This is a genomic window from Tenebrionibacter intestinalis, assembly GCF_016632365.1.
Classification (GTDB): Bacteria; Pseudomonadota; Gammaproteobacteria; order Enterobacterales; family Enterobacteriaceae; genus Tenebrionibacter; species Tenebrionibacter intestinalis.
Map to the genome: position 1 here is coordinate 56,835 of NZ_JAEPBH010000010.1, position 16,781 is coordinate 73,615.

At 57.1% G+C, this 16,781-nt stretch carries 13 protein-coding genes; 8 read left to right on the forward strand and 5 right to left on the reverse strand.

What is annotated here, in order from left to right; genetic code table 11:
- Positions 1-44: 44 nt before the first annotated feature.
- From macB to JJB97_RS05425, 3 genes are all read right to left on the reverse strand, one after another.
- Positions 45-1,988 (reverse strand): macrolide ABC transporter ATP-binding protein/permease MacB, encoded by a 1,944-nt coding sequence (macB, locus tag JJB97_RS05415; protein WP_238713009.1) that lies wholly within the window; start codon positions 1,986-1,988, stop codon positions 45-47.
- Complete coding sequence (gene macA, locus JJB97_RS05420) at positions 1,985-3,100, reverse strand: macrolide transporter subunit MacA (RefSeq protein ID WP_238713010.1); 1,116 nt, start codon at positions 3,098-3,100, stop codon at positions 1,985-1,987. The genes macB and macA overlap by 4 nt, the downstream gene beginning before the upstream one ends.
- 252 nt (positions 3,101-3,352) lie before the next feature.
- Positions 3,353-5,011 carry an ATP-dependent endonuclease gene (locus JJB97_RS05425; protein ID WP_238713011.1) on the reverse strand — a complete coding sequence of 553 codons (1,659 nt, stop codon included), beginning with the start codon at positions 5,009-5,011 and terminating at the stop codon, positions 3,353-3,355.
- A gap of 435 nt (positions 5,012-5,446) precedes the next feature.
- Here JJB97_RS05425 and aqpZ point away from each other — a divergent pair, with 435 nt between their 5' ends.
- The 8 genes from aqpZ to JJB97_RS05465 all read left to right on the forward strand — a co-directional run bounded on the left by aqpZ (position 5,447) and on the right by JJB97_RS05465 (position 15,365).
- Positions 5,447-6,142 carry an aquaporin Z gene (aqpZ, locus tag JJB97_RS05430; protein ID WP_238713012.1) on the forward strand — a complete coding sequence of 232 codons (696 nt, stop codon included), beginning with the start codon at positions 5,447-5,449 and terminating at the stop codon, positions 6,140-6,142.
- A 124-nt stretch (positions 6,143-6,266) separates the two neighbouring features.
- Positions 6,267-7,163 carry a lysine exporter LysO family protein gene (locus tag JJB97_RS05435; RefSeq protein ID WP_238713013.1) on the forward strand — a complete coding sequence of 299 codons (897 nt, stop codon included), beginning with the start codon at positions 6,267-6,269 and terminating at the stop codon, positions 7,161-7,163.
- Positions 7,164-7,306: 143 nt separating this feature from the next.
- Positions 7,307-8,959 (forward strand): hydroxylamine reductase, encoded by a 1,653-nt coding sequence (gene hcp / locus JJB97_RS05440; protein ID WP_238713014.1) that lies wholly within the window; start codon positions 7,307-7,309, stop codon positions 8,957-8,959.
- A 10-nt stretch (positions 8,960-8,969) separates the two neighbouring features.
- A complete protein-coding gene (hcr, locus tag JJB97_RS05445) occupies positions 8,970-9,938 on the forward strand; it encodes an NADH oxidoreductase (protein WP_238713046.1) in 969 nt (322 codons plus the stop codon).
- 101 nt (positions 9,939-10,039) lie between these two features.
- Positions 10,040-11,758 carry a ubiquinone-dependent pyruvate dehydrogenase gene (gene poxB / locus JJB97_RS05450; RefSeq protein WP_238713015.1) on the forward strand — a complete coding sequence of 573 codons (1,719 nt, stop codon included), beginning with the start codon at positions 10,040-10,042 and terminating at the stop codon, positions 11,756-11,758.
- A gap of 37 nt (positions 11,759-11,795) precedes the next feature.
- Positions 11,796-12,797, forward strand: a complete 1,002-nt coding sequence (ltaE, locus tag JJB97_RS05455; RefSeq protein WP_238713016.1) for a low-specificity L-threonine aldolase — start codon at positions 11,796-11,798, stop codon at positions 12,795-12,797.
- A 15-nt stretch (positions 12,798-12,812) separates the two neighbouring features.
- Positions 12,813-14,261, forward strand: coding sequence for a DUF2867 domain-containing protein (locus JJB97_RS05460; RefSeq protein WP_238713017.1), 1,449 nt, complete (start codon positions 12,813-12,815; stop codon positions 14,259-14,261).
- Between the two features lie 90 nt (positions 14,262-14,351).
- Positions 14,352-15,365, forward strand: coding sequence for an NAD-dependent epimerase/dehydratase family protein (locus JJB97_RS05465; protein WP_238713018.1), 1,014 nt, complete (start codon positions 14,352-14,354; stop codon positions 15,363-15,365).
- A 149-nt stretch (positions 15,366-15,514) separates the two neighbouring features.
- On the opposite strand, the gene JJB97_RS05470 is transcribed toward JJB97_RS05465, so the two are convergent.
- Positions 15,515-16,345: an N-acetylmuramoyl-L-alanine amidase gene (locus JJB97_RS05470; RefSeq protein ID WP_238713019.1), complete on the reverse strand. Its 831-nt coding sequence runs from the start codon at positions 16,343-16,345 to the stop codon at positions 15,515-15,517.
- Positions 16,342-16,662: a heavy metal-binding domain-containing protein gene (locus tag JJB97_RS05475; RefSeq protein ID WP_238713020.1), complete on the reverse strand. Its 321-nt coding sequence runs from the start codon at positions 16,660-16,662 to the stop codon at positions 16,342-16,344. Before JJB97_RS05475 ends, JJB97_RS05470 begins: the two co-directional genes overlap by 4 nt.
- Between the last annotated feature and the right edge of the window lie 119 nt (positions 16,663-16,781).

The following is a 16,781-nucleotide window of genomic DNA, read 5'->3' on the forward strand; positions in this document are numbered from 1 at the left end:
CGCCTGCAGACAAAATGCCAGCCTGACAGGCTGGCATTTATTTTTTACTCGCGCGCCAGCGCGTCTATCGGATTCAGGCGCGAAGCATTGCGGGCCGGCAGCCAGCCAAACAAAACGCCTGTCAACGTTGAGCAAATAAACGCCGTCAACAGCGCCAGCGGAGAAAAGCCAATCGACCAGCCGGCTAAAAAAAGCTGTAACACAAACGCAATAAGTAAAGAAAGCGCAACGCCAATGGCGCCTCCCACCAGGCAAACCAGCACCGCTTCAATCAAAAACTGTTGCAGCACGTCGCTGGCTCTTGCGCCGACGGCCATGCGAATGCCAATCTCCCGCGTACGCTCCGTCACCGAGACCAGCATGATATTCATCACACCGATGCCTCCCACCAGCAAAGAGATAACCGCCACCAGCGTCAGAAAAAGCTGTAACGTATGTGTGGTTCTTTCTACTGTTTTCAAGAGCTCGTCCATGTTGTAGGTAAAGAAATCGCGTTTCCCGTGGCGCAACTCCAACAGCCGGTTAAGCTGACGCTCGGCCTCCGCGCTTTCGTATCCCTCCTTCACGCGAACGGTAATAGTGTTTAGCCAGCTTTGCCCGCTGATGCGACCGGCCACCGTGCTCCAGGGCAACCAGACGCGTAAAATCTTACTGCTGCCAAACATAGACTGTTTCTCACGCGTAACGCCCGTCACCGTCGCAGGCATATTGCCAACCAGCAGCACTTCGCCTATCACGTCAGGCTTATCGGGGAACAACTGGCGACGCGTATTTTCATCAATGACCGCCACCTGGGCGCGCTTTTGCAACTGTTCTTCGTTGAAAGGTTTACCCTGGCTGAACGTCATGCCGTAAACATCAAAATACTGGCCGCTAACGCCATTCACGCTGGCCGCAGCATCGCGGTTGCCGTAACGCAGACGCAAATTTTTAGAGATAGATGGCGTTGCCGAATGCACCCACGGCTGGCTGGCGATAGCGTTGAGATCGTCATGTTTCAACGCCTGTTGCGTGCTGGGATCGTCATCGCCAAAATCTTTGCCGGGGTAGATGTCGATGGTGTTCGTGCCGATAGAGCGTATATCCTGAAGCACCATTTGCTGCGCGGCGTCACCAACTATCACTATTGAGGCGACAGAAGCGATGCCGATAATAATGCCCAGCATCGTCAACAGCGTGCGCATTTTATTCGCGGCCATCGCCAGCCAGGCCATCGTAAGCGCTTCACGAAAGCTGCTAAAAAGCTGGCGCCAGGAGCTGCTTTTTCCCGCCGCGCTTTCTGTCGCAACGCGCACGCCGCCGCCGCCCGGCGCAGGATTGCTGATAAGCTCCCCATCACGAATCTCAATAATTCGCCCGGCCTGCGCCGCCACGCCCGGATCGTGCGTAACGATAATGACGGTATGGCCGCGCTGGCAGAGATCTTTTAGCGTGGCCATCACCTCATTGCCGGAGTGCGTGTCCAGCGCGCCGGTAGGTTCATCGGCCAGAATGACCTCGCCGCCGTTCATCAGCGCACGCGCAATACTGACGCGCTGCTGCTGGCCGCCGGAAAGCTGAGAAGGGCGATAGTCGGTGCGATCCTGCAAACCAAGGCGTGTCAGCAACGCTCTGGCTCTCTTCTGCCGTTGCGCCAGCGGGATACCGGCATATACCGCCGGAACTTCCACATTCTGGCTGGCATTGAGGTGCGACAGCAAATGGTAGCGCTGGAAAATAAACCCGAAATGCTCACGCCGCAGCCGCGCTAACTTATCCTGATCAAGCCGGGCTACATCGACGCCCGCCACGCGATAGCTGCCGCTGGTAGGCTTGTCCAGACAGCCGATAATATTCATGAGCGTTGATTTGCCGGAACCGGAGGTACCGATAATCGCGACCATCTCTCCCGCTTCCACGCGCAGCGAAATGCCCTTAAGCACCTCAACCTCGCTGTCGCCGGAAGGATAACTGCGCCGGATATTCTCCAGCTCAATCAGCGCACTCATCGAGCGTTCTCCGGCAAACGCTGACCAATTACCACCTCATCGCCCTGCGCCAGTCCCTTCACCACTTCAACCTGCGTATCGTTGCGCATGCCGATCACCACCTCTCGCTCATGGGTTTCGCCATTGCGCAGCACCGTCACTTTATAGCGTCGATCGCCTGTGGCGTCGCCCAGCGCGCTCAGCGGAATCGTAAGGATATCCTGCTTACCGCCAAGCTGGATATTGACCTGCGCCGTCATATCGAGACGAAGAATGCCTTTTGGGTTAGGCACTTCAAAGCGCGCATTATAAAAAATGGCGTCGTTGACTTTTTCCGGCGTCGGCAGGATATCTTTTAGCGTGCCTTCATAACGCGTTGACGGATCGCCAAGCACGGTAAACCAGGCCCGAAGGCCGGGATGCAGATGAATAACGTCCGCTTCGGATACCTGCGCTTTTACCAGCATCGTGCTCATATCAGCCAGGGTCAGAATGTTCGGCGCCTGCTGCGCGGCGATAACCGTCTGCCCCTGACGGGTCGTGATCTCAGTGACTTCACCGGCCATAGGCGCCACAATACGCGTGTACTCAAGATTAGTTTTAGCCGTATCCAGCGAGGCCTGATTACGTTTTATTTGTGCATCAATCGTCCCAAGCTGGGCGCTTTTTACCGCAAGCTCGGTCGCCGCGCTATCGAGTTCCTGACGCGACACCGCCATTTTCTTCGCCAACGCCTGCTGTCGGCCAAGCGTAACTTTCGCCAGCCTCATTTCCGCCTGCGCCTGCTGGCGCTGGGCGTTAAGTTCCATCAGTGTCGCTTCCACTTCTCTGATCTGGTTTTGCGCCTGTTCCGGGTCGATAACCCCCAGCAACTGACCTTTTTTCACCCGATCGCCGATTTCCACCGACAGCGTTTTTAACTGTCCGCTCACCTGCGCCCCAACGTCAACCTTACTTAATGCGTCAAGCTTACCGGTAGCAAGTACGCTCTGGCTCAGTTCTCCCTTACGCACAATCAGCGTCTGATACTGCGGCTTCGGCGCGTTTAACTTTTTCCAGCCCCACAGCGCCAGAATAAGCCCCGCCGCCAGCAGCAGCCAGTAGAACTTTTTCATTCTGAATTTCATTCGCATCCTTCCTGATGAACCCTTTTACCCTTGATTCAGCGTCGTAAAATTAAAATCGTTCGTGAAGAAACTGTTTATGTTATGCATCAGTCGCCATAGCGCCGTTTTTCTTCAGGCGCCGCAAGTTTAAGCCGCACGCGCGGGGGATACCAGCGTGAAAGCGGTTTTAACGTAAAGAGGCCCGGTAACGGGCCTCACAGATTGTTGACAAAGAAGGAGAAGGCATTACGGGCGCCTGCCCGATGCGTTAAAAAGCGGCTAATCAGCGCGCCCGCGCGCCAGCCAGACCACGCGTGAGAACATTTTACGCATCAGCGGCGGCACCGCCTCAACCCCTCGCCGTTCCGCCTCCATCGCCACCTCCAGCGCCAGATCCGGCTTTGATGAACGATGAATAGCCTTAGTAATCACCCGACGCATGTTCATTGCCACCCCTTGCGGAATTTGCGCCACGCGGTGGTAGACGTTATCGAACCCCTGACGATACATGAAATGTTCCATGTCCAGCGCAGGCAACAGCGTCAGGCGCTCGCGCTCCTGCGCGCTGTTTTGTTCAAGCAGGCCACGCACGGTAGCCGCATATTTTTTTCCGGCCTCGTCGCCGTCTGCCAGCACGTGCCATTCGATTCCCATACGCCGGGCAAATTTAATCAGCGGCCTTAACCCACACTGGGCAAACTCAATCACCTTTACCCCTTCTGCATCGAAGCGGTAACCGCACTGGCGCGCCAGCTCGTTCATGACCCACACCTCCGTCTCCCCCTCCACCAGCAGCCAGCAGCGGGCGAAAAGCGAGGACGGGCGGTTAAAGCGAATATGAAAGGCGATACGGCGGCTGTCTTCCGCATTCATTCCCCCCGGCCCCAGCCGCCAGGCGGCTACGCGCCCGGATTCACGCACTAACCTGCACACCTGCTCTATCGGCGTCAGCGACAGCAGTTCGCCGGAGTTGGTCGTCACCACTTTTTGCAACGGCAGCAGGTTTAGCAAATGCCAGGCCACAGAGAGCATAATCGGATGCAGCCGCGTTTCCGGATCTTCCACCAGCACCAGGGGACGAGCGCCGCGATCGAGCCTGACGCTGCCTTTGGCCTGTAGCAGCATGGAAAACATTCCCAGTAAAATCATGCGATGCGCTCGCCCGTTCGGCTTGTCTATCATGCGGTTGATATCGTCAAGGTAGCGCCAGCCGCGCCGCTCGTCATGAGAACGTTTGCGCTGCTGGCGCGGTATATGCGGGTTGACGCCCTGCTCAATAAAATAGTGCTCCAGTAGTTGCGCCATAGCCGACAATCCCTGCCGCAGTTGAGCGTCGCTTAACTGCTGCGGCCTTGCAGCCAGTTGGCGCGCCAGCCGCGCCAACTCACGCTCGTTGACGCCGTCGCCTGCGCCGCCCGGTATCGACCCGCCGCGTACGCGCCGCGTAAAACGCGCGTCGCGCAAACGCAGCACCGGATTAAGCCGCACAATATGGCGCGCGATGCGATCGATGTCTTTTAGCGCCAGCGCCTCGCCGCGCTCGTCAAGAAAACTGCGCAGCGTCATCACTTCGCCGCAATCGCCAAGCTCGCCTTCCAGCCGATAATAAATACGCTGGTAGCCATCTTCACAGGCATTCCAGACCTCGCTTAGCCCGCGATAGCGGCGCCTGCGCATCTGGCCGGGTGTGGTTTCGCGAAACGTCAGGATAATATGCAAATGGCGCTCACGGTTTTCCTGCTCCCCCTGAGGAAAATAGAAATCATCGCCATCAAAAGCATACAGCGTATCCCGCGGCGCAAGTAGCAGCGTCAGGGCATCCAGCAGGCTCGATTTTCCCCAGGCGTTTTCGCCAATCAGTACGGTATTTTGCTCAAGCAGCAAAGACAAACGATAAATACCGCGAAACCCTGCAACTTCAACGCGCTCAAGAAACATGAACTCCCCCTGTCGCCTGTTATTTTTTATCCGCCTTTTATTACATATAACGCAAAATATAGCGAACCCCTGCTCGTGAGAATATTCACGTGTCCGATATGTCTAATGGATTAAAAAGATCCTCCCATTCATGCTAAGGAGATATCCGGGAGAAACAATATCGCATCCGAAAAACAAAATTAATCACCGGCGGATATTTCCCATTTGCAGGCGGCATCGCTATTTTCAGACGGTTAATATTTGCGAAAGCGCGTCATGCACATTGCTTTAAAACAAACAAGTGGAATATATTACGCAGGCCGGGGCGGAGCTGCGTTTTAAACTATGGATAACATTCGCCTGCGCCCCAACGGCGAAGGTAAGCAATGACCGGGATAGTGTTGCTTCACTTATCCTGCCTCGGACATTGTCTCATTATTTATACAGAGGTAGTTTATGTTCAGAAAATTAGCAGCCGAATTCTTTGGAACCTTTTGGCTGGTATTCGGTGGCTGTGGCAGCGCGGTGCTTGCAGCCGCTTATCCGCAATTAGGCATTGGCTTTGCGGGTGTTGCGCTGGCGTTTGGCTTAACCGTCCTGACAATGGCTTATGCCGTAGGCCATATTTCCGGCGGTCATTTTAATCCGGCGGTTACGCTCGGTTTATGGGCCGGCGGTCGTTTCGCAGCGAAAGACGTTATCGGCTATATCGTCGCTCAGGTAATAGGCGGTATCGCCGCAGCGGCCGTTTTGTACGTGATTGCCAGCGGCAAAGCCGGCTTTGACGTCGCAGCAAGCGGTTTCGCCTCTAACGGCTTTGGCGAACATTCACCGGATAATTACTCCATGTTGTCCGCCATCGTGATCGAAATTGTTCTGACCTGTGGCTTCCTGATGGTTATCCTGGGCTCTACCGATAAGTTCGCGCCGGCAGGCTTCGCGCCAATCGCTATCGGCCTGGCGCTGACGCTTATCCACCTTATCAGCATTCCGGTCACCAATACGTCCGTTAACCCGGCACGCAGCACCGCTGTTGCTATTTTCCAGGGCGGCTGGGCGTTACAGCAACTGTGGCTGTTCTGGGTGATGCCTATCGTTGGCGGTATCCTGGGCGGCTTTATCTATCGCAATCTGCTGGAAAAACGCAGCTAAGTTTGCCGCAGGGGCAGCGCCGCTGGCCCCTGCTCCTTTCCCCTGAATGAGTCAACTTTACTCATTTCATCAGGTTGTGTAGTGTCTGTGCCTCTTATTATTTTCTGCAAGGAACAGCCGTGCCATGTTGTCCGGTTTGCTAATTATTCTTATTCCGCTGTTTATTGGTTACCTTATCCCGCTGCGTCAAACGTCAACAATAACGTTCATCAACCGCATGCTAAGCTGGATTGTGTACGCCATCCTTTTTTTCATGGGCATCAGCCTGGCTTTCCTTGAGAACCTCAACAGCAATCTGCTGGCCATCCTGCGCTATTCCACCGTCAGCATTATCGTCATTATGGCGTTTAATACCGCAGGCCTGCTGCTGCTGGAACGCGCCTCGCCGTGGCGGCACCCGCACCGCCAGGAAAAACTCCCTTCACGTATAGCTATGGCGCTGGAGTCGCTGAAACTGTGCGGCGTTGTGCTGGCCGGGTTTGCGCTCGGACTAAGCGGTATGGCATGGCTACGCCACGCCACCGCCGCCAGTGAATATACGCTGATTTTTTTGCTGTTCCTGATAGGCATTCAATTACGCAGCAGCGGCATGACCGTGCGTCAGATCCTGCTTAACCGCCGCGGTACGCAAATCGCGCTGGTTGTGGTGGCGACCTCGCTACTGGCGGGCGCGGTTAACGCCGTGCTGCTTGGCCTGCCGCTGAAAACCGGGCTGGCAATGGCATCCGGCTATGGCTGGTACTCTCTTTCCGGAATACTGATGACAGAGTCTTACGGGCCGGTAATCGGTAGCGCTACCTTTTTTAACGATCTACTGCGCGAGTTGCTGGCGATAATGCTGATTCCCTCCCTTGCCCAGCGCAGTCGCTGCGCCGCGCTGGGGCTGTGCGGCGCCACGTCAATGGATTTTACTCTGCCTGTATTGCAACGCAGCGGCGGCGTGGATATGGTTCCTCCCGCTATTGTGCATGGTTTTTTGCTAAGCCTGGTCGTGCCTTTACTGATGGCGCTGTTCGCGTAAGAAAACGCCCTGGCGGCACACATCTGCCGCCAAAATTGCGTTAAATCAATTTCTCATCAAATTCCCTGACAAAGCGCTTTTCTCCACGCAAGCAGAGTTTTAACCTTAAAGATGCATATTAAATATAACTTTAAGGTGTCATCATGTTTTGCGTGCAATGTGAACAAACTATTCGTACTCCGGCAGGCGACGGCTGCTCTTATGCTCAGGGCATGTGTGGTAAAACCGCCCAAACGTCCGACCTTCAGGATCTGCTGATTGCAACGCTCCAGGGCCTGTCTGCCTGGGCTGTCAAGGCGCGTGAGCTGAACATTATCGACCATGAGGCGGACAGCTTCGCCCCGCGAGCGTTCTTCTCAACCCTTACCAATGTTAACTTCGATTCCCCGCGTATTGTGGGCTACGCCCGCCAGGCCATTGCCCTGCGCGAATCCCTGAAAGCGCGCAGCCTGAAGGCCGATGCCACCGCTCGCGTCGACAACCCGATGGCTGATCTGCTGCTTGTCAGCGACGATCTCGGCGAACTTCAGCGTCAGGCGGAAAACTTCACGCCAAACCGCGACAAGGCCGATATCGGCGAAGATATTCTTGGTCTGCGCCTGCTGTGCCTGTATGGCCTGAAAGGCGCGGCCGCATACATGGAGCACGCCCACGTGCTCGATCAGTACGATAATGAAATTTACGCGGAATATCACCGCATCATGGCATGGCTCGGCACCTGGCCTTCCGACATGAACGCCCTGCTTGAATGCGCCATGCAGATAGGCCAGATGAATTTCAAAGTCATGAGCATCCTGGACGCCGGTGAAACCAGTAAGTACGGCCACCCGACCCCGACTCAGGTAAATGTAAAACCGGTCGCAGGTAAAGCGATTCTGATTTCCGGTCACGATCTGCGCGATCTCTACGACCTGCTGGTGCAGACCGAAGGCACGGGCGTGAACGTTTACACCCACGGTGAAATGCTGCCGGCGCACGGCTACCCGGAACTGCGCAAGTTCAAACACCTGGTCGGCAACTACGGCAGCGGCTGGCAGAACCAGCAGGTAGAATTCGCCCGCTTCCCTGGTCCTGTCATCATGACGTCTAACTGCATCATCGATCCGACCGTGGGCGCTTACGATGACCGTATCTGGACGCGCAGCATCGTCGGCTGGCCGGGCGTAAGCCATCTCGAAGGTCACGATTTCAGCCCGGTTATCGCCCAGGCGCAGCAGATGAGCGGTTTCCAGTACAGCGAAATTGAACATCTGATTACCGTTGGCTTCGGCCGTCAAACCCTGCTCAGCGCCGCTGATTCGCTTATCGATCTGGTTAGCCGTAAAAAGCTGCGCCACATTTTCCTCGTAGGCGGCTGTGACGGCGCACGCGAAGAGCGCAGTTATTTCACCGACTTCGCCACCAGCGTGCCGAACGACTGCCTGATTCTGACGCTCGCCTGCGGTAAATATCGCTTCAACAAGCTGGACTTCGGCAACATCGAAGGTCTGCCGCGTCTGATTGACGCCGGTCAGTGTAATGACTCCTATTCAGCCATTATTCTTGCCGTTACCCTTGCTGAAAAACTCGGCTGCGGCGTAAATGATCTGCCGCTGAGCCTGGTGCTTTCCTGGTTCGAACAGAAAGCGATTGTGGTATTGCTGACGCTGCTGTCTCTCGGTGTGAAAAATATCGTCACCGGGCCAACCGCGCCTGGTTTCTTCACCCCGAATCTACTGGCTATCCTCAACGAGAAATTTGGCCTGCGCCAGGTCACCACCGTTGAGCAGGACATGCAGCAACTGATGAGCGCATAAGGAAAAGATGATGACAATGCCTACTTCTCTGTGCCCGTATCGTATGCAGGTACACCACATTAAGCAGGAAACGCCGGATGTCTGGACGCTGTCGCTGTTCTGCCACGATGCATGGCCATACGAAGCAGGCCAGCACGCGCTGGTCAGCATCCGTAACTCAGCCGACACGCTGCGTGCTTACACCATCTCTTCCACGCCGGGCGTTAGCCCGTTCATCACGCTGACCGTGCGCCGCATCAACGGCGGCGCCGGTTCTCAGTGGCTGACGCGTGAAGTAAAACGCGGCGATTACCTGTGGCTTTCTGCGCCGCAGGGCGATTTTACCTGCGCCGCGCATCCGGCCGGGCGCTACCTGCTGCTGGCCGCCGGTTGCGGCGTAACGCCGATTATGTCTATGCGCCGCTGGCTGGCGAAATACAGCCCGATGACGGACGTCGAAGTCATCTACTGCACCCGTTCGCCGCAGGACGTTATCTTCGCTGACGAATGGCGCGCCTTCCCGGTTACGCTGTTCGCTGAAGAGGGCGCGGCCCAGGGCTTCATTCCCGGACGTATCACGCGCGAGCACCTGGCTTGCATTCCTCACCTCAAAGATCGTACCGTCATGGCCTGCGGCCCGGCGCCGTGGATGGAATTTGTTGAAGAGCAGGTGAAATCTCTCGGCGTAACCCGCTTCTGGAAAGAGAAATTCTTCACGCCGAGCGCCGCGCCGGCGACCAGCGGCCTGAAGATCTCCACCCTGCAGCCGGTACGCGAGTTCTATGCGCCGGTAGGCGCTACGCTGCTTGAAGCAATGGAAAGCAATAAGGTGGCGGTCAACGCGGCCTGTCGCGCGGGCGTCTGCGGCTGCTGTAAAACGAAAGTCGCTTCCGGCGATTATACGGTTTCCAGCACAGCAACGCTCACCGAACAGGAAATCGCAGACGGCTACGTACTCGCCTGCTCCTGCCACCCGAAAAGCGATCTGGTGCTCGCCTGAGCCTTACGCCGCCCCGGTCGGGGCGGCACATTTCGCCTCCTCTCACGCTCCCCGTCAACTACGCTTAATCGCATCATCCAGACGTTAATACAGGAGATGTGATGAAACAGAGCGTGGCCGCATACATCGCCAAAATCCTCGAACAGGCAGGCGTTAAACGCATCTGGGGCGTGACGGGTGATTCACTCAACGGGCTGAGCGACAGCCTTAACCGCATGGGCACCATCAAATGGATGCCCACCCGCCATGAAGAGGTGGCCGCCTTTGCTGCGGGCGCAGAAGCGCAGCTAAGCGGCGAACTTGCGGTGTGCGCAGGTTCCTGCGGCCCTGGCAATCTGCATCTGATTAACGGTCTGTTCGACTGCCACCGCAACCGCGTGCCGGTACTGGCTATTGCCGCCCACATTCCCTCCAGCGAAATCGGCAGCGGTTATTTTCAGGAAACTCATCCACAGACGCTGTTTCAGGAATGCAGCCATTACTGTGAACTGGTTTCATCGCCAGAGCAGATCCCGCAGGTGCTGGCTATCGCTATGCATAAAGCGGTGCTCAATCGGGGCGTGTCGGTTATTGTGCTGCCGGGCGATGTGGCGCTGATGACTGCGCCAGAAGGCGCCAGCAGCCGCTGGTATCCCGCGTCGCGGCCGGTCGTTGTGCCGCAGCGGACGGAACTGGAAAAATTAGCGCAGGTGCTGCGCTATGCCAGCAATATCACATTACTGTGCGGCAGCGGTTGCACCGGCGCTCACAGTGAACTGCTCGCCCTGGCTGAAAAGCTCAAATCCCCTATCGTTCACGCCCTGCGCGGCAAAGAGCACGTTGAATACGACAACCCTTACGATGTGGGCATGACCGGGCTTATCGGCTTCTCCTCCGGCTATCACGCCATGCTTAACGCCGATACACTCATTCTACTCGGCACCCAGTTTCCCTACCGTGCCTTTTACCCCACCAACGCACGCATCATTCAGATAGACCTTAATCCAGCCAGCATTGGTTCGCACAGCAGAGTAGATATCGCGCTGATTGGCGATATCAGGGCCACGCTTGCCGCCCTGCTGCCAATGCTGGAAGAAAAAACCGACAGGCGCTTTCTTGACAAAGCGCTTGCGCACTACGCTAACGCCCGCAAGGAGCTGGACGCGCTGGCAAATCCCGGCAAACATGGCATACACCCTCAGTATCTGGCCCACCAGATAAACCGCTACGCGGATGATGATGCGATATTCACCTGCGACGTAGGCACGCCGACGGTATGGGCCGCGCGCTACCTTGCCATGAACGGCAAGCGGCGGCTGCTTGGCTCTTTTAACCACGGCTCGATGGCGAACGCAATGCCGCAGGCGCTGGGCGCCAAAGCCTGCGCGCCGGAACGCCAGGTAGTAGCGATGTGCGGCGATGGCGGTTTCAGCATGCTGATGGGCGATTTTCTGTCGATCGCGCAGATGCAGTTGCCGGTCAAAATTGTGGTGTTTAATAACAGCGTGCTGGGGTTCGTTGCGATGGAGATGAAAGCGGGCGGCTACCTGACCGATGGCACCGAACTGCGCGAGACTCACTTTGCGCGCATTGCTGAAGCCTGCGGCATTCGCGGCATTCGGGTAGAAAAAGCCGAAGAGGTCAACGCAGCCCTGGAACGCGCCTTTAGCCTGCCCGGCCCCGTCCTGGTGGATGTGAAAGTGGCGAAAGAAGAGCTGGCCATTCCACCACAAATTAAACTTGAACAGGCTAAGGGGTTTAGCCTGTATATGCTGCGCGCCATTATCAGCGGACGCGGCGATGAGGTCGTTGCGCTGGCAAAAACCAATTGGTTGCGGTAAAACGGCGAATTCATTTATCGAAACACAGGGAGTTCCCGTGATTGATTTACGCAGCGATACTGTAACGCGCCCAGGACGCGCCATGCTCGAAGAGATGATGCACGCGCCTACCGGCGATGACGTCTATGGTGACGATCCGAGCGTCAATGCGCTACAGGATGAAGCCGCTACGCTTGCGGGTAAAGAAGCGGCGCTGTTTCTACCGACCGGAACCCAGGCTAACCTGGTGGCGCTGCTCTCCCACTGCCAGCGCGGGGATGAATACATTGCCGGACAACTGGCCCATAACTATCTTTTCGAGGCAGGCGGCGCAGCCGTGTTAGGCAGCATCCAGCCGCAGCCCATCGATGCCGCGCCCGACGGCACCCTGCCGCTGGAAACGGTAGCGGCCAAAATTAAGGCTGACGACATACACTTTGCCCGCACGCGTCTGCTGAGCCTTGAAAACACCCACAACGGCAAAGTGCTGCCGCGCGATTATTTACAGGCCGCCCGGCAGTTTACCCGCGAGCGCGGCCTTGGCCTGCACGTTGACGGCGCGCGCCTTTTCAACGCGGTGGTGGAATATGGCTGCCCGCTGGAAACCGTCGCGCGCGAGTGCGACAGCTTTACGATTTGTCTGTCAAAAGGGCTGGGCGCACCGGCTGGCGCGCTGCTGCTTGGCAGCAAAACCTTTATCGCTCGCGCTCTGCGCTGGCGCAAAATGACCGGCGGCGGCATGCGCCAGGCGGGCATTCTGGCTGCCGCAGGCCGCTATGCGCTACGCAATAACATTGAACGCCTGCAAGAAGATCACGCCAACGCCGCCTGGCTTGCCGATGCGCTACGCAACGCCGGGGCCGACGTCAGCCGCCAGGACACCAATATGGTGTTTGTCCGCATACCGGCCGAAGACGTATCCGCATTCAGGGAATATCTGCGACAGCGCGGCATTCTTATTAACGCAGCTCCCGTCACGCGTCTGGTTACCCATCTTGACGTTAACCGCAGCCAGCTTGAACAAGTCGCGCTGCGCTGGCAGCATTTTTTTAACCGTTAAATGGCAAGCCTGGGGATGAACGCTACAGGGTCTATACTGGTGCTCGGCGCCAGCGGCTATATCGGCCAACATCTGACATTACGCCTGAGCGCGACCGGCCAGCGGGTTATTGCCGCTTCACGCCGCCTGGAATGGCTGCAAAAGCAGAACTGGCCCGGCGTAACCTGCCGCTACGCCGACCTGGCGAAACCTGAAACGCTTGCGGCGCTGCTCGAAGACGTGGATACGTTGTATTACCTCGTACACAGCATGGGGGACGGCGCGGATTTCGTTAAGCGCGAAATTCAGGCCGCTCGCCATTTACGCGATGCGCTGCGCGCGCATCCGGTCAGGCAGATAATCTTCCTCAGCTCGCTCCAGCCCCCCCGGACCAGCCAGACATCCAGCCACCTTATCGCCCGCCAGAAAACCGCCGACACGCTGCGTGAAGCGGGCGTACCGGTCACGGAGCTGCGCGCCGGCATTATCATCGGCGCCGGTTCTGCGGCGTTCGAAGTTATGCGTGATATGGTGTATAACCTGCCGGTACTGACGCCGCCGCGTTGGGTGCGCTCACGCACCACGCCCATTGCGCTGGAAAACCTGCTGACCTACCTCACAGGCCTCAAAGAACACCCCGCGAGCGAACATCGCGTGTTCGAAGCCGCCGGGCCGGAAGTGCTGAGCTACCAGCAGCAGTTTGAGCGCTTTATGGCCATCAGCGGCCGTCGCCGCCCGCTCATTCCCATTCCCTTCCCAACCCGCTGGATATCCGTCTGGTTCCTGAACATGATTACTTCCGTACCGCCAACAATGGCGCGCGCGCTAATCCAGGGGCTACATCACGATCTGCTGGCGGACAACCGGGCGCTGCATGCGCTCATTCCTCAGACGCTAATAAGCTTTGACGATGCGGTGCGCGCCACGCTTGAGGACGAAAAGCATCTGGTTAATTCCCGGGACTGGGGCTATGACCCGCTGGCATTTTCCCGCTGGCGCCCGGATTACGGCTATTACCCTAAACAGGCCGGTTACACAGTGAAAACCTCCGCCAGTAGCGCCGCGCTGTGGGAAATCGTCAATCAGACGGGAGGGGAAAAAGGCTACTTTTTCGGCAATGTGTTATGGAAAACCCGCGCATTTCTTGACCTGTTGGTAGGCCACAGGCTGGATAAAGGCCGTCCCTCCCGGGCATATCTGAAAATCGGCGATCGGGTGGATAGCTGGAAAGTCATCGTCGTTGAGCCGGAAAAAGAGTTAACCATGCTGTTTGGCATGAAAGCGCCGGGCCTTGGCCGGCTCTCTTTTACCCTTCGCGATGAGGGCGAACAGCGCAGCCTTGATGTGCGCGCCTGGTGGCATCCGCACGGCATGCCAGGGCTGCTGTACTGGCTGCTGATGTTCCCGGCGCACCTGTTCATTTTTCGCGGCATGGCGCGCAATATCATTCGTCTTGCGGAGCAGACGCCGATCAAACAGGGTTAATCGGAGCGATTCTTATCGTATGCCCATTGCAACCAGGACGAATTCACGGAAAAATGCCCGCGAAACCAATAAACTCAACAGCGGGTCGACATGAAGGTACTGGTCACAGGCGCCACCAGCGGTTTGGGACGCAGCGCGGTCGAATATTTACGCAAGCGCGGCATTAGCGTGACGGCGACCGGGCATAACGCAGCAATGGGTAAACTGCTTGAGCGCATGGGTGCGGAATTTATCCATGCCGATCTGACTGAACTCATATCCTCTCAGGCCAGAGCGATGCTCGAAGGCGTGGACACGCTGTGGCACTGTGCCGGTTTCACCGCCCCCTGGGGCACGCAGGAAGCCTTTGATCTTGCCAACGTGCGCGCCACCCGCCGCCTGGGCGAATGGGCCGTCGCCTGGGGCGTTCGCACCTTTGTGCATATTTCTTCGCCGTCGCTCTACTTTGATTATCACCACCACCGCAATATCCAGGAAGATTTTCGCCCGGTACGTTTCGCTAACGAATTCGCCCGCAGTAAAGCCGCCAGCGAAGAAGCCATTACGCTGATGGCGCAGGCTAACCCGCGCACGCGCTTTACGGTGCTGCGTCCGCAAAGCTTGTTTGGGCCGCACGATACTGTCTTCTTTCCGCGCCTGGTACAGATGATGCGCCATTACGGCAGCATACTGCTGCCGCGCGGCGGCGAAGCGCTGGTGGATATGACCTACCACGACAACGCCGTACACGCCATGTGGCTTGCCAGCAGCGAAGCCTGCGATGGCCTGGCGTCCGGGCGCGCGTACAATATTACCAACAAGGAACCAAGGCCGCTGCGCGAAATCGTCGAGCGGCTTATTCAGGCGCTGGGCATCCGTTGCCGCATTCGTTCAGTACCGTACCCGATGCTGGATTTAGTGGCGCGCAGCCTGGAGCGATTGGGCAGCAAAACCTCACGCGAACCCGTGCTGACGCACTATGGCGTATCGAAGCTTAACTTCGACTTTACGCTCGATACCCGCCGTGCCGAAACGGAACTGGGTTACTTTCCGGTTGTTACGCTCGACGACGGTATAAAGGCAACCGCCGCCTGGCTGCGCGATCACGGCACGTTTCACCGCTGATGACGGCGTTATTCAGCATAAAAAATGCAAGCCTGCAGGGCGCCTGATACATTCACTGTCCGGCATTATTACGCAGCGCTTTCCCCCAAAAACGTCCGTTAAACGCCTGCGCAGCGCGTCTGTTTGCGCAGGCCGCGCCGCGCTCAGGTTTACCCATATTTCTCCAGCAACGCCTGCGCAATGGCCTGCGTTTGCGCATCTGCCTGGCCGTCGTAATTTTCCGGGCGAAAGTGCATCTGGAAAGCGGCGATGACGCGCTGCTGTTCCTGTACCGTTAAATCTGGCTTCACGTCATAACCGTAGCGGGCCAACAATGCAAGCAACGTCGCCGTATCAACCGGCTGGCGGGGGTTGCGTCCGTTAAGATAAAACGCCACCCGGGCAGGGTCCGGCCATGCGCCGATACCCGCCTGCGCAAGCGCCTGCCACGGAAAGAGCGGGCCGGGGTCATCCTTACGCTGCGGCGCAACGTCGGCATGGCCAACCACATTTTGCGGCTCAATACCGTTACGCCGGATAATGTCGCGCGCCAGCCGCGTCAACGTCTGAATCTGCGCGTCGGAAAACGGGTAAAACACTTTTACGCCGTTTACCTCACGGTAACCGGGATTCTCCAGCTCAATACCTACAGAAACGCTATTGACTCCCCGATAGCCGCGCCAGTAGCTGATACCCGCATGCCAGGCTAATTTTTCTTCCCCGACCAGCGCCCAGACCAACGGTTTACCGCCGCTTACAGGCGGCTGCTGCGAAAGCAGGTAGTGAACGCTGACTTCAGGCCCGACAAGCAGGCTCATCGAGCGCTCAAACGAGGCAGCGGTATAGTGAATGACGAGCATTCGCACGCGAGAATAGGCATTGCGCGCCGGATGGTTTGTATCAATCCGGTAATCACCGCGATCGACAATGCCTTTCTCACGGGCGCACCCTGCCAGCGCAAGCGCCAGTAATAGCCAGAGTCCCTTTTTTCGCGTCTTCATCGCGTTTTCACCGCTGTTCCACTCACGCTGACCATCAACATACTGCCGTCCTTGCCAACCGTTTCATAATCAATATCAATGCCGACGATAGCATCAGCGCCAAAAGAAGCGGCCTCTGCTTCCATTTCACGAAACGCAATTTCCCGCGCCTTACGTAACTCTTTTTCGTAAGCGCCTGAACGACCGCCGACAATATCGCGGATACCGGCAAAAAAATCGCGAAAAATATTTGCGCCGAGAATCGCTTCACCGGTTACCACGCCGCAATACTCAACAATCGTTTTTCCCTCCAGAGCGGGAGTCGTTGAAAGCTTCATCCATTTTTCTCCTGTATCAATAGACTCACTGTGAACATCAACAAACCGGGGAGCGGTGACAAACGCCGGGCCGAACAACATCGGCTCCCCAATAACAGCAAACTGACATCCCCGACAGA

What these genes read in the sequence shown, in the direction of transcription:
- JJB97_RS05425 (WP_238713011.1), bottom strand. Translation starts at nt 5,011, where the DNA reads ATGTTTCTTGAGCGCGTTGAAGTTGCAGGGTTTCGCGGTATTTATCGT.
- aqpZ (WP_238713012.1), top strand. Translation starts at nt 5,447, where the DNA reads ATGTTCAGAAAATTAGCAGCCGAATTCTTTGGAACCTTTTGGCTGGTA.
- macA (WP_238713010.1), bottom strand. Translation starts at nt 3,100, where the DNA reads ATGCGAATGAAATTCAGAATGAAAAAGTTCTACTGGCTGCTGCTGGCG.
- JJB97_RS05465 (WP_238713018.1), top strand. Translation starts at nt 14,352, where the DNA reads ATGAAGGTACTGGTCACAGGCGCCACCAGCGGTTTGGGACGCAGCGCG.
- macB (WP_238713009.1), bottom strand. Translation starts at nt 1,988, where the DNA reads ATGAGTGCGCTGATTGAGCTGGAGAATATCCGGCGCAGTTATCCTTCC.
- hcr (WP_238713046.1), top strand. Translation starts at nt 8,970, where the DNA reads ATGACAATGCCTACTTCTCTGTGCCCGTATCGTATGCAGGTACACCAC.
- JJB97_RS05470 (WP_238713019.1), bottom strand. Translation starts at nt 16,345, where the DNA reads ATGAAGACGCGAAAAAAGGGACTCTGGCTATTACTGGCGCTTGCGCTG.
- JJB97_RS05475 (WP_238713020.1), bottom strand. Translation starts at nt 16,662, where the DNA reads ATGAAGCTTTCAACGACTCCCGCTCTGGAGGGAAAAACGATTGTTGAG.
- hcp (WP_238713014.1), top strand. Translation starts at nt 7,307, where the DNA reads ATGTTTTGCGTGCAATGTGAACAAACTATTCGTACTCCGGCAGGCGAC.
- JJB97_RS05435 (WP_238713013.1), top strand. Translation starts at nt 6,267, where the DNA reads ATGTTGTCCGGTTTGCTAATTATTCTTATTCCGCTGTTTATTGGTTAC.
- JJB97_RS05460 (WP_238713017.1), top strand. Translation starts at nt 12,813, where the DNA reads ATGAACGCTACAGGGTCTATACTGGTGCTCGGCGCCAGCGGCTATATC.
- poxB (WP_238713015.1), top strand. Translation starts at nt 10,040, where the DNA reads ATGAAACAGAGCGTGGCCGCATACATCGCCAAAATCCTCGAACAGGCA.